The organism is Sphaerospermopsis sp. LEGE 00249 (assembly GCF_014299995.1).
Classification (GTDB): Bacteria; Cyanobacteriota; Cyanobacteriia; order Cyanobacteriales; family Nostocaceae; genus Sphaerospermopsis; species Sphaerospermopsis kisseleviana.
On record NZ_JACJUZ010000058.1, the window covers coordinates 1 to 24,071 of the forward strand.

Sequence of the window (24,071 nt, forward strand, 5' to 3'; positions counted from 1 at the left end):
TGTCTTTGACAATCTTGGGAAATGAATTTATAATCATGATCAAATCAATATTTTGATATAGCTTGCTCAAATTTTAATATATTTTGGGCTATTTTTATCACAGATTTCTTAACATTCAACACTTCTGAGCTTACAGCTATTTTCAGGTAAATAAACCACATTTTGATTTAGGTTTCCCGTCAACAATGTAGGGGCGTTCGCGAAGCGTGCTGGAAGCATCAGCATTCGGACAATTAATTATCGGTTTTTACCTAAGACTATCATCCGAATGCTTCGCCCTTACTAGTTTTGAGCTTACAGCTATTTTCAGGTAAATAAACCACATTTTGATTTAGGTTTCCCGTCAACAATGTAGGGGCGTTCGCGAAGCGTGCTGGAAGCATCAGCATTCGGACAATTAATTATCGGTTTTTACCTAAGACTATCATCCGAATGCTTCGCCCTTACTAGTTTTGAGCTTACAGCTATTTTCAGGTAAATAAACCACATTTTGATTTAGGTTTCCCGTCAACAATGTAGGGGCGTTCGCGAAGCGTGCTGGAAGCATCAGCATTCGGACAATTAATTATCGGTTTTTACCTAAGACTATCATCCGAATGCTTCGCCCTTACTAGTTTTGAGCTTACAGCTATTTTCAGGTAAATAAACCACATTTTGATTTAGGTTTCCCGTCAACAATGTAGGGGCGTTCGCGAAGCGTGCTGGAAGCATCAGCATTCGGACAATTAATTATCGGTTTTTACCTAAGACTATCATCCGAATGCTTCGCCCTGACTGTGGTCTAAAGACATGAAAATCGCTGTAACCGAAAAGTATTGTATCCCGACTGGGAATGATAGCGAAGCGTGGCGTTAACCTACTCAGACTCTACAAACTCTGGCAGATCATTAGGTGCGCCACAAGCAGAAATATTACTGGAAAATTTCACATCTGACTCTACAAATTCTGGCAGATCATTAGGTGCGCCACAAGCGGAAATATTACCTGTAAAATTCACATCCGCCATTAATTCTGGATGTTCTTGTTTACGTTGTGCAATTTCTTCACGGGTGAGAATCTTCGACTCGTCAAAACCTAACTCAATTTCTGTGTTTAACCCCTTATACTTCACCCGTTTTAAATTGTAAAATCTCTTGTTGAGGGTGGTTGTCACAAAAGCTTTCAAACAACCTAAAAGATACTTACGTTTAAAAGCATCCTTCTCAAACCAATACTCAAAACTTTTGCGGAGGTAAAACCGGGCATAATTTCGCAGCACTCCTTTTAATACATCTTCCCTTTCCATTGCGTCGGGTTTCATGATCGGAGTAACAAAATTATATTGAGAATAATCTCTCACTTCAACGCGATCGCCCAAGTCTTGAAATAACTCAGAAAATGGCCAAGGAGTAAACATATTCCAGTTTACCATGTCCGCTTTCCAATCCAAAGCCATTTTGTAAGTTTCCTCAATTGTTTCAGGGGTTTCATTTTCCAAACCCATAATAAATTGAGCTTCCGCCAGCATACCATTTTGTTTTAACAATTGAATTGCCCGTTTATTTTGTTCAATTGTGGTTTCTTTACGGAACAAATTCAATTTTAATTGTGCTGCTGCTTCTGTTCCCAAGGAAACATGAACTAACCCAGCTTTGCGGTACAATGGTAAATCATGTTCATCCCGCAATATATCCGTCACTCTGGTATTTATTCCCCAATGTACACCCAAATTTCTTTCTATCAACTCGTTACACAAAGCGATAAATTTGGGTTTATTAATAGTTGGTTCTTCATCTGCTAAAATGAAAAATCCCACCTTATGTTTTTTCACCAAAATTTCGATTTGATCAACAAATTGTTTCGGACTGCTAGAACGATATTTGCGCCAAAATGCCCACTGGGAACAAAACCGACAAGTGAAAGGACAACCTCTAGCATAGTTGGGAACAGCTACCCGCACATTTAGCGGAGTATAGATATATTTACTCCAATCTAATAAATCCCAATCTGGGGTGAGAGTATCTAAATCAGCAATCGGCGGATGGGCTGGTGTAGCGACAACTTGCCCATTTTCTAAGAAAGCAATACCTAAGATATTACGACGTTCTGCTTCATCTTTTCCGCGAGCGATCGCACTGATTAAATTAACAGTTATTTCTTCCCCTTCACCCCGAATAATATAATCTACCCAAGGAGCTTCATTGAGAACTTCACTGTACATATAGGTAGGATGAATCCCACCCATAATAGTCTTAGCTTCAGGGCAAACTTGTTTAACAATTTCTAGGGTTTTTTGCGATTGATAAATCATCGGTGTAATTGCTGTAGCCAAAACAATATCTGGCTGATGCTTTTGGATAATTTCTGCCAAAGCATCATCAGCAATATAATCAGTCATGGCATCAACAAAACGAATGTCGGTAAAGCCAGCAGTTTTCAACGCCCCACCCACATAGGGAACCCAACTAGGTGGCCAATTTCCCGCAATTTCCGCACCACCAGAATGATAATTGGGTTGAATCATCAGAATCCGCATAATCTAACTCCTAACTCTTACCAGAAAAGTCAACGATGGAAAATATCCCACTTTTAACTATGTTGCTTCTTCTAGAAAATTTAAAAGGGAGAAAAATTTCTGGATAAATTATTACTAATTGATGTAAATTACATAAGCAAAAAAAATTACCAGTTAAATTACTGGACAAAAGTTGTAATTGCTCGATTTTTATCTTGTAAATTACTGGTTAAATTAATTTACTTCTATTACTTTATAGCTATGCAGCCTTAAATTTAAAAAAGTTCTGAAAAACTTAATCTTTGGGCTTTAATTATCTTTGCAATATCTGTTTCAATACTTGTTGGTTAAGCACAAAAAAATAAAATCCCGTAGGTTGGGTTGAACAGAGTGAAACCCAACAAACCCTGATGGGAAGAATTTGGCAGTCTTTACAAGTCTGGTGTTTCAGTCCCCTTGCGGGGATTAGGTAATTAGAAACCATGATTGGGATTTGTAGGATCAAAGTCCTCCTGTTTGTTTCAGTCCCCTTGCGGGGATTAGGTAATTAGAAACAATCAATTTTCAGAGCAGCGATCGCCCTTTGGTTTTCGTTTCAGTCCCCTTGCGGGGATTAGGTAATTAGAAACGTCGCGCTAAAGCTAGTAAGGAATTAAACGATGTTTCAGTCCCCTTGCGGGGATTAGGTAATTAGAAACTGTTGACGGGCGATCGCAATATCGTGGCACGGGTAAGTTTCAGTCCCCTTGCGGGGATTAGGTAATTAGAAACTTTGTTCTGGGGATAAAATGCTTTCGGCAATATCACGTTTCAGTCCCCTTGCGGGGATTAGGTAATTAGAAACTGGGAGAAACAGTAATTCTCAAGAATATCATAGGGGCAGTTTCAGTCCCCTTGCGGGGATTAGGTAATTAGAAACCAAACGCCCAATTCCTTGCCATGAAACTCTGCAAGTTTCAGTCCCCTTGCGGGGATTAGGTAATTAGAAACCATCAAGGGTAGAAACTGAAATCAAAAGCAAAGGTTTGTTTCAGTCCCCTTGCGGGGATTAGGTAATTAGAAACTCTGATTTTATTCAATTAGGCATTGGTGAAGATGGCGGTTTCAGTCCCCTTGCGGGGATTAGGTAATTAGAAACTTACCAGGAGGGGGGTCAGTGGTACGCTCGGTTAATGTTTCAGTCCCCTTGCGGGGATTAGGTAATTAGAAACTTGTTATTAGTTTGATTAAACCCCCAAAGGAAGATTAGTTTCAGTCCCCTTGCGGGGATTAGGTAATTAGAAACAATCGGTTGCGATCGCATTAATTACTTTATTCACTGACGTTTCAGTCCCCTTGCGGGGATTAGGTAATTAGAAACGTACCAAGACTAGATAAAGTAGCCTCAATAGTAGTGTTTCAGTCCCCTTGCGGGGATTAGGTAATTAGAAACTTATCTAAGGAGAATTTGAGAATCTCTACATCCTGTTTCAGTCCCCTTGCGGGGATTAGGTAATTAGAAACGATGAGAGAATGATCTTTCCAATCCATCTGTTTAAGTTTCAGTCCCCTTGCGGGGATTAGGTAATTAGAAACATCTCTTAATTTACAAATCATCCTCATATCTCTTTAGTTTCAGTCCCCTTGCGGGGATTAGGTAATTAGAAACACATACCCCAGTAAGTGCATACATACCCCATTAGGGTTTCAGTCCCCTTGCGGGGATTAGGTAATTAGAAACATTGACGATTTTCAGCAGCTAATCGTCGCGATTCGTTGATCCGTTTCAGTCCCCTTGCGGGGATTAGGTAATTAGAAACAGCTAAAGCTTCAGGTACTCGTATTGTCTTAGTTTGTTTCAGTCCCCTTGCGGGGATTAGGTAATTAGAAACCGAAAGATTTTTATATAAATACCCATCAAAAAATAGTTTCAGTCCCCTTGCGGGGATTAGGTAATTAGAAACCATGGCTATGGCTGTCACAGAGAAATTTGGGCGTTATGCGTTTCAGTCCCCTTGCGGGGATTAGGTAATTAGAAACAACATAGATGGACAATGGTGCTGGAGAACTGCCAGATTGTTTCAGTCCCCTTGCGGGGATTAGGTAATTAGAAACACAACTTCAAACACGAACCCTGTTGATGGTTCGTAAAGTTTTTGTTTCAGTCCCCTTGCGGGGATTAGGTAATTAGAAACACTGACTTTGGGATGCTGACAACATCCCCTACAGCAGTTTCAGTCCCCTTGCGGGGATTAGGTAATTAGAAACATCTTCAGCATATCTTTCAGTTTTCGTTAATTCCTTAAAATGTTTCAGTCCCCTTGCGGGGATTAGGTAATTAGAAACCTAACCCAAGCGGGTAAAGGAACAGGAGGCAAGGGTTTCAGTCCCCTTGCGGGGATTAGGTAATTAGAAACTCTGACCTAATCTAGTGCCTACATCTTTTAAGCGTTTCAGTCCCCTTGCGGGGATTAGGTAATTAGAAACCTGTAGAGGAAACTTTAGAAGTATATACTGGTTACGGTTTCAGTCCCCTTGCGGGGATTAGGTAATTAGAAACTCCGAATCCCCTATGAAGGGGAGCGTTTTATTGGTGTGGTTTCAGTCCCCTTGCGGGGATTAGGTAATTAGAAACATTGAAGACTTGGACTGAGTTTCTAGCCGTTGATCAAACGTTTCAGTCCCCTTGCGGGGATTAGGTAATTAGAAACTTAGGATTTTAAAGTCAAAAAAAACTCATCTAATGTTTCAGTCCCCTTGCGGGGATTAGGTAATTAGAAACCAAATGCTAAAGTGTATTTCCCTTCTAATATTTGATGTTTCAGTCCCCTTGCGGGGATTAGGTAATTAGAAACGTGAGTGTGAAGACGTTGGTAGTAGTGTAGTAAGTTGTTTCAGTCCCCTTGCGGGGATTAGGTAATTAGAAACTATTTCCACAGTCAACATAGTTAGCGATAACGAGTTTCAGTCCCCTTGCGGGGATTAGGTAATTAGAAACCTATTTCAGTTAAGGCTAATAATAATAGTTTCTCTAACTAGTTTCAGTCCCCTTGCGGGGATTAGGTAATTAGAAACCCAAAGTAGCCTCTAATAACCATTTACAATATTCAGGTTTCAGTCCCCTTGCGGGGATTAGGTAATTAGAAACTTACGTTTTATTTCGCGAAGTTACGTTTGTTGTAACAAAAGTTTCAGTCCCCTTGCGGGGATTAGGTAATTAGAAACGACTCAAATCATTAAAAAGTACAGAAGTCTGCATTTGTTTCAGTCCCCTTGCGGGGATTAGGTAATTAGAAACTTCAGAATAAGTAAACAAAAAGGTGGACGCAATGGAAGTTTCAGTCCCCTTGCGGGGATTAGGTAATTAGAAACTGGTAAATGCACATCCCGTTTTAGTAACGGAAGAGTGTGTTTCAGTCCCCTTGCGGGGATTAGGTAATTAGAAACCCATTCTTCCAGGCATAGGCGAAATATTTTAGTGTTTTGTTTCAGTCCCCTTGCGGGGATTAGGTAATTAGAAACGTACTATAATTACAAATATAAGCGCCTTAGTTCAAGTTTCAGTCCCCTTGCGGGGATTAGGTAATTAGAAACCCATCCTTTATCTGTGCAGCTAATGGATAAAAGGTTTCAGTCCCCTTGCGGGGATTAGGTAATTAGAAACAGTGGTAGAAATTTACAGTTCAGAGCAAACCTATGGGTTTCAGTCCCCTTGCGGGGATTAGGTAATTAGAAACTCTATCTTGTAGGTTATGTAAGCGTCTGCTAGTCGTTTCAGTCCCCTTGCGGGGATTAGGTAATTAGAAACTTTTCAGTGCCAACAAAAGCTCCTACTAGAACAATGTATTGTTTCAGTCCCCTTGCGGGGATTAGGTAATTAGAAACCTTCCAACCTAAAGAGTTTGCCTGTTGTTTTAGAGGGTTTCAGTCCCCTTGCGGGGATTAGGTAATTAGAAACAAAAACGACCTCTTTATTCTTACCCTTCATTACTTTTGTTTCAGTCCCCTTGCGGGGATTAGGTAATTAGAAACAAAGCTGCTATATTTTCATCTGTGAGGGTGTCAGGGATGTGTTTCAGTCCCCTTGCGGGGATTAGGTAATTAGAAACGAATAATGGTCGCCTTTTACGCTCTTTAGATGTCAAGTTTCAGTCCCCTTGCGGGGATTAGGTAATTAGAAACCATAAGTTATAGTAATATCGGCTTGTGTTCCCGTTGGTTTCAGTCCCCTTGCGGGGATTAGGTAATTAGAAACCAGGCTAAAATCAGGGATATCCCTGATTGGATAAAGTTTCAGTCCCCTTGCGGGGATTAGGTAATTAGAAACTATTCCCCTTGGGCGGGAATATCCCAGATGTTGCTTGTTTCAGTCCCCTTGCGGGGATTAGGTAATTAGAAACCCCTATTCATAGGCAAACCCGGACACCCTAGTATTTGTTTCAGTCCCCTTGCGGGGATTAGGTAATTAGAAACCAGATAATTTATCAATTTTACGCTGTGTTTCTAGGTTTCAGTCCCCTTGCGGGGATTAGGTAATTAGAAACTATATTTTTACATCACGTAAATTTAACGGTTGTCTTGTTTCAGTCCCCTTGCGGGGATTAGGTAATTAGAAACTCATCTGGTTTTGAGTGCAAATAACGTGATGTTGTAGCAAGTTTCAGTCCCCTTGCGGGGATTAGGTAATTAGAAACCTACAGCGTCGCTAACCTAGCTGAAAGAGATGCCAGTTTCAGTCCCCTTGCGGGGATTAGGTAATTAGAAACGGGGGAGAGAGGGACAAGTCCTAAACCGCTCCCACTGGGAGGTTTCAGTCCCCTTGCGGGGATTAGGTAATTAGAAACCCTGCATGGCAGAAAAGGTCAAAAACACGACAATGGTTTCAGTCCCCTTGCGGGGATTAGGTAATTAGAAACCCCGCCATCTGAAACATAGTCTGAGAGCAGACTGTAGGGGGGAATTTGGCGGACCTCTGAAAAAACCTCATTTCAGGCTTCGGGTCAACTGCCAACTGAAACTGATGAAACGCTAGAACTATTCAATTATCAAGGTTCTGGCGATTTGGCGGACCCCCCAGGGTTTTTGACCCCGCTCTAGGTTTGCCAAATTTATCCTGATCTAAGAGTAAAATTTAGCAACCTACTTGTCAAGAGTTTTTTTATTACAAATAATTACGCACTGCTATATAAAACCTAGACAAAACTAGACTTTACTTTCTACTTCAACGGGAGCATGGGAGCAGTTATCCCTCAGTAGACTTTCACGCCTTAGCCAGACGCGATTGTGTTCCAATTAAGTTTCTGAAAAAGACTACCACCATCATTGCTTGGTTTTCGCGTCGGCAATAGTCTCAATTCAATACTTGATATCACCGTATTATATATCAAGTAGTTGATTTTTTCCTAAAAATATATTGATTTTTGTCAATATAAGTATAGTTTTGTCTATGAAATTGTCAACTTAGGACTTGCTCCTGACTCCCCACTCCTCACCCCATCCCCACCAGGGGACCAAAACATAGTATAATACAGAAAATCACATTATGTAGCCTCAAAATGATGCCCAGAACAGCTACATCCAGTAAACGCAAAACCCCATCTAAAAATACTCCTCTAGTATGGGCAGATAACAGCGAATTAGTCGGCCTAGTCTTTGACCTAGAAGCAACCAATTCTACATACCTATACTCACAATACACCATCGGACTTCATGCCTGGTTTCTCGATCAAGTCAGACAAATTAACCCTACCCTGTCCGCATATCTTCATGATGGAGAGTCAGAAAAACCCTTCAACATCTCAGCTTTAGAAGGCCAACTACTTCCCGCAGGTAAACAACTACAACTGCAAGCAAACCAAACCTATCGCTGGCATCTTCACACATTTTCCCAACCAGTAGTAGAGTTTTTAAGTCAGTGGTTAACCCAACTTCCACCAACCCTAAATTTAAGAGATGCTTCCCTACAAATAAAAAAAGTTAGTATTCTCCATCCACCAACTACATATCACCAAATCCTACAATCATCCCTCGGCAAACACACAAACATTAATCTGAGCTTTATTTCCCCTACCAGTTTTCGCCGCAAAGGACATCATTTCCCTCTTCCCGTTCCTGTTAATCTTTTTCATAGTTACCTGAGACGCTGGAACGACTTTTCAGGAATGTCCATAGAACAAGATCCCTTTCTAGAATGGATAGATGAAAACGTCATCATTCACAAACACCGCTTAGAAACAGTAAAAGTTGCCGCAGGTAAAAGAGGTTCAGTCACAGGTTTTACAGGAGCGATATCTCTGGGGTTGAGTAAAACAGCATTAACCAACAGAGAATTTACCCAATTATTTTATGCCTTAATTCAACTTGCTCCCTACTGTGGTACAGGACATAAAACCACCTTTGGACTCGGACAAACCCTGTTAGAATGGGTAGAACCAGAAACCAATACATCAGCAGAAATTATCAACAACCTGCTACCAGAACGCATAGAAGAACTAACAGCAATATTCACCGCAACACGCAAACGCACAGGAGGCGATCGCACCGAAAAAATAGCCACAACTTGGGCGACAATATTAGCAAGACGAGAAATGGGCGAATCATTAAAAATCATATCCCAAGATTTAGAAATCCCCTACTCCACCGTCAAAACCTACGTTAAATTAGCCCGTAAAGAACTAAAACAATTGACAATTGATAATTGATAATTGACAACTTTTGCATTCAAACTTGACAGCAGTTTTCATGTATTTTTGCCACACCCTTCTTATTCTCTTACTTTCTTCCTTTGCGCCTTTGCGCCTTTGCGTGAGATTTAAAAATGTGATTTAATTATCCATTATCCGGTAAATTTCTTGGTGGTATCAACCGCCCCTGATAAAACCGTTTTTCCAACCTACCCAAACCAAACCAAATTCCTGCACCACCAACCACAACCAAAGACAGAAAACCAACAGTAAAAATATTCTGCTGATCATCAACAAACATCAGCAAAGGAAGCAACCCCCAAACCAAAACTGTTAACCCTGCAACCCCCATCCGCAACTTTTGTAAATTAGCCAAAGCACCCCGACAACTAGCACATTTTTTTGTATGAGAGTGGTATCTATCTAACAACTCTTCCTTTGGTAATGGTGGTGAGAAACTTTTTCCAGGAAACGGATCAATACTATATTGATTTACCCAAGAACGCAATTGAAAAACAAATAAATCTGCCTTAGTTGGCAAATAAAACGCCTTAGTAAAATTCTCACTTCCACCCCGTGCGGCTAAATATCTTTCTTGATGATGTAAGAAAATTTGATCATCTTCTAAAACTCTATTTTGTCCAATATGTGAATACCAACGGGGAGTTAATTTTAAAAATATTCCTGGTAATTTAGCAGCAAACTTAAAAGGAAAAATCGCAAATAACCGACATTCACCTTTACGAATTGGAGTAGCATAAACAACAGTTAAAGTTCTGCCAAACTGTTTAGATGTCAAGTCATGCCACATTAAACCAGGAGCAATAAAAGTAGTATATTGTTTTCCTAAAGTACCTTTTCTCGGTCCTTCTTCCCAAATTCCTTTAAATCCCCATTTTCCTGATTCTACTACTTCTAATTCCACAGGAGCAACATTAGCGCGGTTGCCGACGGTACGGTGATGGGTGTAAGGTATATGACTGGAATCTAAGACATTTTCCATTAACGTCAAAGCATCATAGGGAATATCTCTAAAAGTATTGAGACAAACCCAACCTGCTGATTCTTCTTCTAAAATATCAACAATGGGAACTTGAGTTTTAGAGGCATTTTCCGCAGTTCCCGGATAAACAAATAACATTCCTTGTTTAACGGTGGTTGGGAATGAAGTTACACAAGCACGTTGAGAAATTTCTGCTTTTCCACCTGCGACTTGTTGGGGAATGCGATCGCATTTTCCCGTTCCTGAAAAAGTCCAACCATGATAAGGACATTCTAACAATCCATCTTCATTAATTCTACCTTCTGACAGAGGCGCTAAACGATGGGGACATTGATCTAAAAATGCTCGCCATATATGCGCGTTATTATCCCACCATAAAACCAGATCCTTCTCTAGCAAAGTGAAGCGAGTAGGCTGGGTTTTGTCTAAATCTTCCACATAATGAACAGGATACCATACCTCTTGCCAATCAAAGCGATCTGGATCGAGTCCACCAGCGGGAAGTAATTCTGTGGTTATGGTTGGAGATGCGTTTGACTGGATAATGCTGTTGGACATGATAGAATTAACAATGATTGTAAATAATGTTTATTACCCCAAAACTAAGATAACAATTTTTTAATAATTTTGGCAGATAGATTTCAAAAATCAGCTTATGATTGAACCGCAAAGTACGCAAAGTACGCAAAGGTAAGAGAGTTTCAGAGAGTTTTTGGTGTTGCTGCGGTTATTTTGGCAAAATTGGGATGTTCCGCAGAAATCAGCCAATTGTCTAAAATTGTATTACTCAAGTATTTTAACAAAAAAAGTAAGACTATGATAGTAGTAGACACAGAAAAATGTACAGCAGCGAAAACAGAGTTACGTCAAATATTAGCTGCTTGTGGTGGTAATACTAAAGATAAAAATGTCATTGCTGCAATTGAAAATCTCCAATCTTTCAACCCGACAACAGCACCAGCCCAAAGTGGTAGTTTAATGGATAGTGAATGGTTGTTGATCAGTGCGCCAAATTTTCCCCAAGGTGAACTACTAGCAAATGGCAAATATGCTTATACTTTGGGGCGTTTGGCTTTTAATATGTTTCAACCAACAAAATTAAAATTAGTAATTGATCGCGTTTTACAACCTGTGTTTCCAGTAGGAAATGGAGAGCAAAGAACTCATGATATTGTGGTGGAATTTACAACTATTGATGAATCTGTTCCCCAACTTTCGGGAATTGTAATCAACCAAGGAATTTGTCAATCTGTCAGTGATACATTGCTGCAAGTTCAGTTTACAGGAGGAATTTTAAAACCGCAATCTACAACTAACTTAGAAGATTGGAAAGCGGTTTTTAGTGAACAAGGTAAACCAGAAAAAAGAAGTTGGCAAGATATTTTGATGTCTGGTTTTTTAAAGTTGATGTTTGGTTTAGTTCCTCCACAAACTATGAATCCTGAAACTGGAGAAGTTTCATTTATGATGAATCGTTCTCCTAAAGGACGTTTAGAAATTCTTTATTTAGATGAAGAATTAAGAATTACTCGTGGAGAAAAAGGAACTGTTTTAGTTTGTGAAAGACTGGGTTCAAACAATTGACAATTGACAATTGATAATTGACAATTAATTGAAAATGTTTGTTTTTACCTTGTAGGGGCGTTCGCGAAGCGTGCTGGAAGCATCAGCATTCGGGTGATAACCTAAGCTGTTGTGCATTTAATTTGTATAAGTGGAACAGGCATCTTGCCTGTTCCACAAGAGTTCAGAATATTAGGATTATACAATTTAGCTGTGTAACAGCTTAAAACAATTGATAATTGACAATTGATAATTGACAATTAATTGAAAATGTTTGTTTTTACCTTGTAGGGGCGTTCGCGAAGCGTGCTGGAAGCATCAGCATTCGGGTGATAACCTATCACTGAAACCAGTTCATATTCTGTCCGAATGCTATACGCCCTGACGATTAATGAATCGGTGTTCTAGGTACTAAAGAAGCAACAATTATCAATTATCAATTATCAATTATCAATTATTAATTCTTCCTTTAAACGATACAAAATTGTATTTTTATCAACTTGGGTCAAAATCTCTTGAATGACGGTATTAGCGCCCAATTGTCCCCACGTACAGCCTTTTTCTAAATAGACCTGTGCAGCTTTACCCACAGCATAAGCACCATAACCAGCAATACCGCCTTGAGCGATCGCACTACCAGCAAATGTAGTAATATTCAGAGGATTATCACCACTAGCAATAACAGCAGAACTTTTACCTAAACCTAATACAAAACTACTGCCTATTTCTCCTAATAATAAACCACCGGAACTCAATAAAATGGTTTTTAATAAATTTGTTGCTTCATAGCTAGTCATGGGTAAAGAATATAATCTAGCTAAGGAACGAATTAAAGCTAAATCTGTAATTACACCACCAATAATATCTAAAAAAGCAATCGGATTTAAACCAATAGCTAAAGCTTTATATGTTGCGAACTTCCAAATAATATCTTCCGCTTCTTGTTGCCGAAAATCAACAGTTTTTTGGGCAATAATTTCTTCAGCTTCCCGCGCTTGAATGAGTGCATTTAAAGCTAAGAGCGATCGCCCTTCTCTATTTAATATATGCAAAATTGTTTGTTTCAGTTCATCTACCTGGGGGGGTGGTGTTTCCCATTCATAACTCACACTTCCATCAGGATATTCTACTCTGACTTCCATCGGTGCAGGTTCTGCTGCAACCATGACAATTTCATCAGGTAATAATGGTGTCGCTTGGGGATCTCCAGCACCTAAAACTTGTAAATTCTGATAAATGCTTTTTCTATCTGTATCAGGATACAAATCAATTTTATTAAATACTAAAATCAGCGGTTTTTGTGCTTGACGTAATTGCAGCAATGCTTGATACTCAGTTCTAGTAATATCTCCCGACACCACAAACAAAATCAAATCAGCTTGCTGTGCCACATCTCGCGCCATTTGCGCCCTGGTTTCTCCCTCAATCTCATCTAAACCAGGTGTATCAATTAATTCGACAATTACCTTACCACCTGGTTTCCAACGTAGCGATCGCGGCCATTGAGTCACACCATTCAGCGGTCCAGTTTGCAGAATTTTTTCCCCCAGCAAAGAATTTAACACCGCAGACTTACCACGACTCACCAAACCAAAGGCCGCTATTCTCACCACATTAGAGTCTAGTTTGCTAAGTGTGGTGGTTAAAACCTCTATTTCTGGTTTTACCAAACCTGCTAATTCTACTTTAGATGATAGCTGGCCTGACTTGCGGAGATATCCATACCAAGATATCGCTTGTCTAAGACTAGCACGGGCGCGGTTTAAATGAGTTTCTTGCAGTTGAGACAAGGTGACAGCAAAAAAATAGATTACATATCTATTTATATCGAAAATTTGAGCCTTGTGACTGCTGCCTTAACAATTGATAATTGACAATTGACAATTGACAGTGGTAGCATCCCAATTTTGACAACATAAACGCAGCAATACTAAAAACTCTCTTAAACCCTCTTAACTTTGTGTCCTTTGCGTTCTTTGCGGTTCAATCAGATCAAGCCTGGGAGAAAATGTAAGATTGCAAAAAAATAAACTTACACATTAGACATCTCCGAAAATTCAATAGACTTCTCCAGAAAAGAAATTATGGAACCTATTTATGGGGGCAGGTCGAAGCATTTGGGATATCTAGATGTCTGATTTTTCCGTCAAATTATCGCCCAAATGCTTCGCCCCTACAATATATATCAACTATCAACTATCAACTATCAATTATCAACTATCAACTGTCACCCAAAGCTTCAACAATAGTGCGGGTATTGGCTTCCATCATTTTGATGTAAGTATCTGCCTCGCTTCCTTTTTCACCAATAGAATCAGAGTAAAGTTCATTGGGTGCAAGTTTAACACCTGCTTCTTGGGCCACAGTTTTAATTAAAGTGGGATTAATTGTAGTTTCCGCAAAAATTGCCGGCACACCTATTTTTTTAATTTCATCAACTAATTGTTTCACAGTTTGGGCGCTTGGTTGTTCTTCAGTGCTAATCCCTATTAAAGTTCCGGCAATTTCCAAACCATAAGCATTAGCATAATATTGAAAAGCGTCGTGGGTAGTAATCAATTTGCGTTTTTCTGGGGGAATAGTTTGAATTTGTTGTTTAATCCAATTATTTAATTGTTGTAATTCATTTGTCAATTTTTTTGCATTTTCAGTAAATTTTTCTTTGTCCTCTGGTGATAACTCAATCAATGAATCTCTAATAGCATTCACCATAGAAATAGCATTTTCTGCACTGCCCCAAACGTGAGGATCGGGAACAGTTTGCCCTTGACTTTCTTCTAGTTTTAAAGGTTCAACAACTTCTCCCACCGCTAACTTTTTCGCTTTTCCTCCAGCAGCATTCATTAACTTAATAATTCCCGGTTCTAAGTTGTAACCGTTATATAAAATTAAATCCGCTGTTGCCAAAACTCGACTATCTGCGGGTACGGGTTCATAAACGTGGGGATCTGCACCTGGTTGGAGAATACCAGTTAAATTTATTTCCTCTCCTCCAACCTCCTCCGCCAAATCAGCAATGATAGTGCTAGTTGCTACAACTTGCGGCTTACCATCCCCCGGTGGTTGCGACTCAGAAGGAGTACAACCAAATAAAACCAAAGGTAGAAATATTCCCAAACAAAACGGGGAAATATGCAAAGCAATCTTTGTCTTCTTAAACACAGTGCGGCAGTCTATCCCTGACATTAGTTTCATTTATCTAATTGATTAATTCAAATTATTGGTTTTTTCATTTTTTTCTCATTTTTATAGTAAGCTCAAAGAATAGATATTTTAAACACGGGTATGCAAAATATTTCTTTTTACCAAACATTCAATTTATTACGGAGACAGTCACAGGAAATACCTGTACAAACGAGAAAATCTATTGATATGAGTTCTCAAGCAACCATTAACATATCCCATTTAGGAGTATATTACCGCACACAAGAAGCTTTACGGGATGTGAACTGCATCATCAAACCAGGAAAATTAACAGGAATTTTTGGACCTAATGGTGCTGGTAAAAGCACACTAATGAAAGCAATTTTGGGATTAGTTCCCAAGAGTAGCGGTAACGTCTTGTATGAAAATAAACCTTTAAAGCAGCAACTAGAAAAAGTTGCCTACGTACCACAAAGAAGCCAAATAGACTGGAATTATCCTGCTACAGTGTGGGATGTAGTGATGATGGGGCGTGTAAAAAAAACAGGTTGGTTGCGTAGTTTCTCGGCTGTTAGTCGCCAAGTAGCAAAAGCAGCCTTAGAACGGGTAGGAATGAAAGAATACAGCGATCGCCCTATTGGAGAACTATCAGGAGGACAACAACAGAGAGTATTTTTAGCCCGTGCATTAACCCAACAAGCAGAAATTTTTTGTTTTGACGAACCCTTTGTAGGAATAGATCAAAAAACCCAAGCCATAATTTTTCAAGTTTTTCACGAACTAACAGCAGCCAATAAAATTGTATTAGTAGTAAACCACGACTTAGGCGAATCAATCACCCATTTTGATGATTTAATTTTACTCAATTGTGAACTAATCGCCACAGGTTCACGCCAACAAGTTCTCACAGAAGAAAACCTACATCGTGCTTATGGCGGAAAAGTCATCTACTTCAGTGATGCAGCATAATAAATTATAATTCAGGAGTCAGGAGTCAGGAGTCAGGAGTCAGGAGTCAGGAGTAAAACCTGCTTGATAGTTGATTTTTGGATTAAATTTTGTACTTCATTTACCTGCAAGATACTGTAATTATTTTATCTATCTCTTCCTCTTCCTTCTCTTCCTTCTCTTCCTTCTCTTCCTTCTCTTCCTTCTCTTCTTCCTTCGTGTACTTCGTGCCTTCGTGGTTCATTCTCATTTATGTTAAACACACTAATTGAACCATTACAATATAGCTTCATGCAACGTTCATTAATCATCGCCATATTAGTAGGCTCATTATGTGCGATAGTTGGTAGTTACTTAATGGTACAAAGACTAGCATTACTAGGTGATGCGATCAGCCATTCCGTACTACCAGGACTGGCGATCGCCTTCATGATAGGTGCTAATATTTTTATTGGGGCGTTTATTGCTGGGATATTAAGTACCATAGCCATAGCATTTATTAAAACCCGTTCCCCCATCAAAGAAGATGCAGCAATGGGGATAGTATTTTCAGCTTTTTTTGCCCTTGGTATTACCCTAATTACAATCATTCAAAAAAGCAATAAAATCGACCTTAATCATTTTTTATTTGGTAACATTCTCGGCGTAACAGTTGACGAAGTGCGAGACACAGCTATCATTGCTGCTATCGTTTTAATCATCGTTTTTTTACTATACAAAGAACTGTTATTTTACACCTTTGATCCATTAGGCGCACAAGCCGCAGGTTTACCAGTTAATCGTTTAAACTTTGGTTTAATGTTGTTAATTTCTTTAACAATTGTCGCCAGCATGAAAGCTGTAGGCGTGATTTTAGTATTATCACTATTAATTACCCCAGGGGCAACTGCATATTTATTAGTAAAACGATTACATGAAGTAATGATTTTAGGGGCGGTAATTGGTGTAATTTCTAGTATTAGCGGAATGTATCTGAGCTATTTTTATAATTTACCTTCTGGACCTGCGATTGTGTTGGTTGTTTCGGGTTTATTTATCTTAGCTTTTTTGTTTAGTCCTAGACATGGAATTTTTCAGCACGCTGGAGGCAAACAGCAGAAAACAGGAAGTTAGGGAATATCACCTTTTACCCATCTTCACAGAAAATGGGCAAAAAAGCGATCGCTCTTGTTAAATTCTTCCTGATTTGGCAGACACCCCGGCGGAAACATATAAACCTTAATTGATCAATTACCCTCAGGTGGAACTGGGGGTTTCACTAAAACATTTTTCGATTATATACAAAAAAAATATTTGCATAACCGAAAGTTTCCGGATCTAGTCAAAATCCCTACGGATAAGAAAAACAGTAGATGCACCTTAATTTAGATCATTACCCTCAGCCATTAGCTGGGGGTTTTATTTGAGCAATTTTGAATTGCTTTGAATTGCTTAGTTTTGTATTTTTGTGAGTAAAAAAGTTCTTTGACCAATAGAACTTTAATTGAGTGTGAATTTCTATGAATCACTTTTTCCTCAGCTTTTTAGGCTGGGTATTTTATTATAGCGTATTCTCTAGAGAAAGGGTAGTTTTTGAGAAAAGTTTTTTGACATTCCCAGACAACCGCAATTTTAAAGCAAACCAGGAGCTAAGCAGACTGCATAACCAATCAGTGCAAATAACAACGTAATCAAAGCTGTCATCACATAACAAATACATATTAGCAAGCCATCCGATTCAATACTGGCAACAGCAAAAAGTAAAATACCGATGGTAGGGATAGGATTGGTAAAGGGAACAGGTGACATTAATAGAACAGTCAACCAGGAAATACACAAGCCATTAAATCGCCAAACCAAATCATGAGAAGCAATTTTTGTCAAGCGAGGACGAGTAATTTTTTCTAATAATGAAGTGACTCGACATAAGTTTTGCAGGATAACTTGAGCAAAGGGGCGAGGAAATTGATAAGTAGCGATTTTTCTAGGTAGCCAAGGCGATCGCCTACCAAATAGCATCTGCAAAGACAAAAGCAAACAAGCAGCCCCAAAAGGACCAGTTAACCCTGGAGGCATGGGAAACAAAAACGGTAAAACTAATAATGCAATCACCAAGCTAAAACCCCGTTCTGAGGTTTCTGTCAGAACATCACCTAGAGTTAGTGACTGGTCTGATAAACGTTGCAGTAAAGACTTTATCTCTTGAGAAAATCTTAGATGTATTTTCATAGGATTTTCTAGTAAATACCACATTCAGAAGACTACACAGGGGTGAGGGGGGATCTAATCGAGAAATAAACCTGAATATCTGTAACTAGCAACTTACGTTAAGTAGTGATTTCGCCATCGGTATTTGTTAGTGTTAGTTAAGAAAACAGTAACTAGTACAGCAAAGCGTAAATAAACCAACCATTCTCAATGACTAAAAAGCTTACGACCTATTATGTTTGACTTTTGACTTTTGACTTCCGCGAAGCGGTACTAGCTACTAACCCTGGAAAATCTTTCCACCTACTTTCCTGTTTCTCAACCTCAACCCTTTGATTGATCAATGTTTTGAGTTTATTCAGCAACCCCTATTAATTGATCATAGCGTTTGTTGGGTTTCACTGTGTTCAACCCAACCTACAAAAATTCTGAGTGACAGTTGGGGTGCGGAATGTGGGATCTAAATTGACTAACGTTTTGAGTAACGACCATCAAAAAACCGGGGTCATGCCCCGGCTTTTAAAGTCTGCGTCGTTTCCGCTCAACAGCCGTCTGGTCCACAGAAATGTCTTCCGTACAGTACCTCTGCTTCACAGATATAGATAATGCCCGCATAATCCATGAAAAATGTAATTGCGACCTTATCTGCTATATTCTCCGCCATCTCCCGTGTTTCGGTGAGTACCTCGAACTTCACATTTGAATCAGTATCAGCAGTGTTGGGTTTACCGGTAGAGCGCACGTTACGACTACCTTTACCGCCAGTATCCACCACTGTGTAACCAGTCGCTCCGCATTCTTCAATGATCTTGGCGACCTTTTTGAGCAGCACCTTTTCGGTGACGATGACGAGCTTGTTGGCACGCTTGGACATATTGATTACCTCCTTACCTACGTAACTTGATATTATATATTCTTGTTATGCAAACCCAATACTGAGTTGCTTAGTCTGCTGGTTCAAGGAGCGCCAACAGACCACGACCCCTCTGGGATTAGCCGCCGATCGCCTGGGCAAGCCCGACAAAGAAGGGTATACACAAGCCGATTGCAACTGGTGTACCAATGGCTGTGGATGCACCTATATAAGCGGAGGGATTAGCCGACGGGATACCTGCCCGCAAGGTAGGAGGACCGGAGATATCGGAACTAGAGGAAGCGATAACAGCTAGAACTACAACACCACCCATGCTGAAGTTCATGGTGTAGTGAGCAATCATACCTAAACCGAAGGCAATTAACCCATGTATAAATGGTGCTATCACACTATACACAACGTACCATTGAGCTACTTTACGCAGTTCGCCAACCCTTGACCAAGCTTCCATACCCATAACCAACATCAAGATCGAGAGCAAACCACGAAAGGCGGGATCGTAGAAGCTTTTGTAAACACTTTCCGGCTGGGTGAACAGTCCCAGAGCTAGACCTAACAACATGGCGGATAAAGCAGGACCACGGAGACTTTCCTCAATGATCGGCCATATCTTCACTTTATTATCACCGGGATCTTTCTGCTGACTGAGATACTCCTGTCTGGTAGTGGGATAATCGCCCGCCGCCACAGCCTGCTTGCTGAAAGACTCCTGCATAGCAGATTCGCCGGCTTCTTTAAGTTTCCTCTTGTTGAGGTAAATATTAGCTACCACAATGGCAGTTACAAGGGCGGGGATATCCATAAAGGGATAGAGTGCGCCAGTCCATGCTTCAAAGGGAATTTTTTGTTCTTCCAGTACCGTCAGACCAGCAGCCATTGTAGAACCACTCACTGCTCCAAACAAACCACCAGTGGCGATCGCGTCAACGACTTTGACCTTTGGCAGTTTGGCTAAGGTATAGCGTGAGATGAATACAATCGTAATCCCTGTTACTACAGCAAAGATCATGGGTAACACCATCTCTGTCAGATTAGAATTACGGATCGCAATTCCACCGGTGAGACCGATTTTGGTCAGCAGCATGAAGACGATGATCGTACAAATTGCCTCTGGAATTACCAATTCACTACCAAGAGCAGCAATGATCATCCCCCCAATCAAAAAAGCCAGTGTTGGAGACTGCAACTGAGCAATAAAGTCCGTAATAAATAAGGACACAAAATCCACGAGTACCTCCTTCTCCTCTAACGAAGAGCATTGAATCAATGAACTAAATGAGATTTAAAGAGCTAAAGAAAGTAAGAATGAGGCTCTTCACCCCTACAGCACAGGTTTTTACCGCAGACTGAAATTACAAGCATTTAGCCACACCAAAACAACTATTTTCAACTGCCAAAAACTTGATCGCTAATAATGCAACTATGATTATTTGGTAATAACAACCCTTGGTAACAATTAAAAATTTTGTCACCCAGTTTATGATTAGTTGAAAATATTAATGTTGGCTAATTTCTGTTGATGTAATTTCCAGAAGTTAAGCTGTCAAAATAAAAAGTAAAGAGTGTTTATTAACAGCCTTTCCAGTTTTATGTTGCGGTAGAGGATATACTAATGTTGATATAAATATGTAATTTCAACATTTAAGTTTTATGAAAATTTGGTTGTCAAAATACATCTGTCAATGCTCCTCAAGTAGTGCTTAACTGTTTTCTAAGTACAAAAAACAGCAAGTGTAAAATATCTTGCTGATTTGTGATTATGTTTGACAATTTACATGAATTGTAAATTAAGGTTCTACTTCAGGAGAAATCCTAGTTACCTTGAAACACAATCATGCAGAACTATCTACCCAGTTTGGTTTTTGCAGTTGAAACCGGGGATCAACTGTTTGATTACAAATAGCATACAGCCTTTAGGTCAAAAAAAATAACCCAAAGACATGAATTATAAAAAAAATATTATATACCTCATATAAGCAGAAGCTTATATGAAAGCCCAAAATTGGCTGTATTAGTCAATGTATAAGTTTTATTCTATGAAAACCATTATTTATTTATGAGGGAACAGGGAATAGGGAATAGGTAAAAAAAGGTTTACTGAGAAAATATATAGGCGAAATTTAATTCGCCTGGTTTAGTATTAACCTACATCATCATGAGCGAAACGGTTAAACAGGAAGTCTAACGCATAGTTACGGAGTTGATAATACTTGGGATCTTCCATAATTAGAGCGCGATCGCGTGGTCTAGCAAATGGAATTTCCATCACTTCCCCAATTTTGGCATGGGGTCCATTGGTCATCATCACCAACTTATCAGCTAAAAACAGCGCCTCATCAATATCATGGGTAATCATCAACACGGTACAACGGTTTTCATTCCAAATTTTTAACAACTCCTCCTGTAACTCTTCTTTGGTGATCGCATCTAAAGCGCCAAAAGGTTCATCTAAAATTAATACTTTCGGACGAATAGCTAAAGCGCGAGCAATAGAAACACGCTGTCTCATCCCCCCAGACATTTGCATGGGTTTCTTCTCCATAGCATCAGACAGACCAACCATAGCTAAATGTTCCCGAACAATAGATCGTTTTTCGGCTTCTGGTTTAGTGGGGTAAACAGCATTTACAGCCAAGTAAATATTTTCAAACGCTGTCCGCCAAGGTAAAAGCGCATAGTTTTGGAATACTACCATCCGATCTGGACCTGGTTTAACAATTGGTTGTCCTTCCAATAACACCCGGCCAGTGGTAGGAGTATTAAAACCAGACACCATATTTAATAAAGTGGACTTACCACAACCAGAGTGGCCGATCACACAAATAAACTCACCTTGATCAACTTCTAAATTGACTCCATCCAGAACTGTAAAGGGTCCTTTTTTCGTGGGGTAGGTTTTGGTGACATCTTGAATTTGTAGAAATGCTTGACGGTTGCGGGTTTTAGTAGATGAATTATTAAAAGTGAGAGTACGGTTTTGCATAGTTTTGGTAATGGGTAATTGGTAATGGGTAATGGGTAATAATCTCATTCCCAGACTCTGTATGGGAACGAGAAAACTATTACCTTCTGCTTTTTTTAAGCCGTTTTAAGCTGCTACCTTTCTGGGAGTATCAAGTACCACTTCCGCCACAGAAAAATCACGTTTAATTTCTAAACTACTGAGATAAGCAAAAGGATCATCAGCGTTGAAAGGTTTACCATCAAATAATTGAATAGGTTGACGGGTGTAACTGATATCTAAACCTAATTCCCTCGCTGCTGTACTAAACACACCCACCCGACAAACTCTTTCCACAATTTCTACCCAGTTACGGGGGAAAGGAGTTTCACCCCATCTTGCTAACTGTGTCATAATCCAAGTTTGCTCAGTTCTGCTAGGACGATTAATGGCAGATGTACCATAAAATTGATGATGGGCATATTCCCGCATGGGATGATCTAAATCGCAACTATTAGCATTGGGATCTTCAAGTTGAATAAAATCAATGTCAGTATTCACATATTCCCGATTTGCTAAGATGGATCTCACTTCCTGAGCATTTTTAGGATCAGCACAATATTTACAGGCTTCTAACAATGCTTTGGTTAAGGCAATATGAGTATTAGGATAAGCACTAGCCCAGTCTTCTCGTACAGCTAAAACTTTACCAGGATGTCCTAACCAAACTTCCAAATCTGTGGCAATTGTAAAACCTGAACCTTCAATGGCGGCGCGATAATTCCAAGGTTCTCCTACACAATAACCATCAATACTTCCACCTTTCAAATCTACCACCATTTGGGCAGGGGGAATATTTTTCATGGCGACATCAATATCAGGATCAATTCCTCCTGCTGCTAACCAATAACGCAAAAGTAAATTGTGCATTGATGCCGGATGTACAACCCCCATTCTGTGCATTTGATCGCGGGTTTTCAGCAGGTATTCTTTAAAGTCAGAAAGACTATGTACACCTTGATCATAAAACTTTTTCGCTAGGGTAATGGCGTTACCATTGCGAGTCATGGTTAAGGATGTGACAACTGGTAATGGTTGGTTTTTATTACCTCCTAATGATAACCATATTGGCATTCCTGATGGCATTTGGGCTGCATCTAAATATCCGCCAGAAATACCATCAACAATACCCCGCCAGTTACTTTCTCTTACTAGGGAAACTTCATCTAAACCATGTTTAGTAAAGAAATCTTTTTCTTTAGCTACTGCTAGGGGAGCGCAAGCTGTAATAGGGAGAAAACCAATTTCTAAATTTACTTTTTCTAAACCGTGACGAGCAATGGCTGGGGTTTTTCTGGCACGTAGTTTTTTAATACGTTTTTGTTGGTTGAGGAAGTAAATCATTTCACTACGCAAGGTGTAGTAACTGGGATGTTCTACTACTTCCATTCGTTTCCTGGGTCTGGGAATATCTACTTCTAAAATATCGCCAATTTTTGATTCTGGTCCGTTGGTTAACATGACAATTCTATCAGATAACAAAACTGCTTCATCAACGTCATGTGTCACCATTACGGCGGTAACTTGGTTTTCTTCACAAATTTGCATTAATTGTTCTTGCAAATTACCGCGAGTGAGTGCGTCTAATGCTCCAAAAGGTTCATCTAATAGTAATAGTTTAGGACGAATTGCCAGAGCGCGGGCGATCGCCACCCGTTGTTTTTGTCCCCCTGATAACATTGCTGGTTGTTTATCAGCATGGGGACGTAAACCCACCATATCTATATGTCTTTCGACAATTTCTTTACGTTCTGCTTCTGGCATTCCATTTAACACAGAATTAACCGCCAAAGCAATATTTTCTCTGACTGTGCGCCAAGGTAAGAGAGAATAGTTTTGAAATACCACCATTCTATCTGGACCAGGTTTTTTAATTCTTTGACCTTCCAGAGTTACTAAACCTTCTGTGGGCAAATCTAAACCAGCAATCATATTTAAAAGGGTTGATTTTCCACAACCAGAGTGACCAATTAAAGATATAAATTCACCCTTTTTGATTTCTAAATTAATGCCTTTGAGAGCGATATATTGACCGCCGCCTGTTAATTCAAAGACTTTATCAATTTGATCTACAGCAACAAATACTGACATAGTTTTGGTAATTGGTAATTGGTAATTGGTAATTGGTAATTGGTAATTGGTGATTAACAATTACCTAATTTATTTGCTGAAAGCTAATAGCTGACTGCTGATAG

The 24,071-nt window shown here is 39.5% G+C and carries 14 protein-coding genes and 1 CRISPR repeat array; of the genes, 4 read left to right on the forward strand and 10 right to left on the reverse strand.

Going from position 1 to position 24,071, the window contains the following annotated elements:
- Positions 1 to 856 precede the first annotated feature (856 nt).
- Entirely contained in the window at positions 857 to 2,515 is a 1,659-nt protein-coding gene (bchE, locus tag H5968_RS18085) for a magnesium-protoporphyrin IX monomethyl ester anaerobic oxidative cyclase (protein ID WP_187041067.1), read from the reverse strand.
- A 423-nt stretch (positions 2,516 to 2,938) separates the two neighbouring features.
- Positions 2,939 to 7,389: a CRISPR direct-repeat array (repeat unit 37 nt; unit sequence GTTTCAGTCCCCTTGCGGGGATTAGGTAATTAGAAAC).
- Positions 7,390 to 8,031: 642 nt separating this feature from the next.
- Here bchE and cas6 point away from each other — a divergent pair.
- Positions 8,032 to 9,174, forward strand: coding sequence for a CRISPR-associated endoribonuclease Cas6 (gene cas6, locus H5968_RS18090; protein WP_187041083.1), 1,143 nt, complete (start codon positions 8,032 to 8,034; stop codon positions 9,172 to 9,174).
- Between the two features lie 127 nt (positions 9,175 to 9,301).
- On the opposite strand, the gene H5968_RS18095 is transcribed toward cas6, so the two are convergent.
- Positions 9,302 to 10,717 carry a Rieske 2Fe-2S domain-containing protein gene (locus H5968_RS18095; RefSeq protein ID WP_187041068.1) on the reverse strand — a complete coding sequence of 472 codons (1,416 nt, stop codon included), beginning with the start codon at positions 10,715 to 10,717 and terminating at the stop codon, positions 9,302 to 9,304.
- A 258-nt stretch (positions 10,718 to 10,975) separates the two neighbouring features.
- Here H5968_RS18095 and H5968_RS18100 point away from each other — a divergent pair, with 258 nt between their 5' ends.
- Positions 10,976 to 11,743 (forward strand): PAP/fibrillin family protein, encoded by a 768-nt coding sequence (locus tag H5968_RS18100; protein WP_187041069.1) that lies wholly within the window; start codon positions 10,976 to 10,978, stop codon positions 11,741 to 11,743.
- Between the two features lie 422 nt (positions 11,744 to 12,165).
- On the opposite strand, the gene H5968_RS18105 is transcribed toward H5968_RS18100, so the two are convergent.
- Together H5968_RS18105 and H5968_RS18110 are read right to left on the reverse strand one after the other, a co-directional pair.
- Positions 12,166 to 13,512: a GTP-binding protein gene (locus H5968_RS18105; protein ID WP_187041070.1), complete on the reverse strand. Its 1,347-nt coding sequence runs from the start codon at positions 13,510 to 13,512 to the stop codon at positions 12,166 to 12,168.
- Between the two features lie 430 nt (positions 13,513 to 13,942).
- Positions 13,943 to 14,917: a metal ABC transporter substrate-binding protein gene (locus tag H5968_RS18110; protein WP_187041071.1), complete on the reverse strand. Its 975-nt coding sequence runs from the start codon at positions 14,915 to 14,917 to the stop codon at positions 13,943 to 13,945.
- Positions 14,918 to 15,007: 90 nt separating this feature from the next.
- Here H5968_RS18110 and H5968_RS18115 point away from each other — a divergent pair, with 90 nt between their 5' ends.
- Positions 15,008 to 15,835 (forward strand): metal ABC transporter ATP-binding protein, encoded by an 828-nt coding sequence (locus H5968_RS18115; protein WP_187041072.1) that lies wholly within the window; start codon positions 15,008 to 15,010, stop codon positions 15,833 to 15,835.
- 125 nt (positions 15,836 to 15,960) lie between these two features.
- On the opposite strand, the gene H5968_RS25215 is transcribed toward H5968_RS18115, so the two are convergent.
- A complete protein-coding gene (locus H5968_RS25215; protein WP_222620725.1) occupies positions 15,961 to 16,107 on the reverse strand; it encodes a hypothetical protein in 147 nt (48 codons plus the stop codon).
- Between H5968_RS25215 and H5968_RS18120 the strand changes: the two genes are divergently transcribed.
- The gene (locus H5968_RS18120; protein WP_187041073.1) at positions 16,067 to 16,927 is read left to right on the forward strand and encodes a metal ABC transporter permease; all 861 of its coding nucleotides are present in this window, start codon (positions 16,067 to 16,069) and stop codon (positions 16,925 to 16,927) included. The genes H5968_RS25215 and H5968_RS18120 overlap by 41 nt on opposite strands.
- Before the next feature lie 498 nt (positions 16,928 to 17,425).
- Here H5968_RS18120 and H5968_RS18125 read toward each other — a convergent pair whose 3' ends face one another.
- The 5 genes from H5968_RS18125 to H5968_RS18145 all read right to left on the reverse strand — a co-directional run bounded on the left by H5968_RS18125 (position 17,426) and on the right by H5968_RS18145 (position 23,967).
- Positions 17,426 to 18,022 (reverse strand): exopolysaccharide biosynthesis protein, encoded by a 597-nt coding sequence (locus H5968_RS18125; protein ID WP_187041074.1) that lies wholly within the window; start codon positions 18,020 to 18,022, stop codon positions 17,426 to 17,428.
- Between the two features lie 520 nt (positions 18,023 to 18,542).
- The gene (locus H5968_RS18130; RefSeq protein ID WP_187041075.1) at positions 18,543 to 18,875 is read right to left on the reverse strand and encodes a hypothetical protein; all 333 of its coding nucleotides are present in this window, start codon (positions 18,873 to 18,875) and stop codon (positions 18,543 to 18,545) included.
- A gap of 118 nt (positions 18,876 to 18,993) precedes the next feature.
- Entirely contained in the window at positions 18,994 to 20,103 is a 1,110-nt protein-coding gene (locus H5968_RS18135; protein WP_187041076.1) for a sodium-dependent bicarbonate transport family permease, read from the reverse strand.
- Positions 20,104 to 21,015: 912 nt separating this feature from the next.
- Positions 21,016 to 21,858 (reverse strand): nitrate ABC transporter ATP-binding protein, encoded by an 843-nt coding sequence (locus H5968_RS18140; protein WP_187041084.1) that lies wholly within the window; start codon positions 21,856 to 21,858, stop codon positions 21,016 to 21,018.
- Positions 21,859 to 21,963: 105 nt separating this feature from the next.
- Positions 21,964 to 23,967, reverse strand: a complete 2,004-nt coding sequence (locus H5968_RS18145; RefSeq protein WP_187041085.1) for a nitrate ABC transporter ATP-binding protein — start codon at positions 23,965 to 23,967, stop codon at positions 21,964 to 21,966.
- Positions 23,968 to 24,071: the final 104 nt, after the last annotated feature.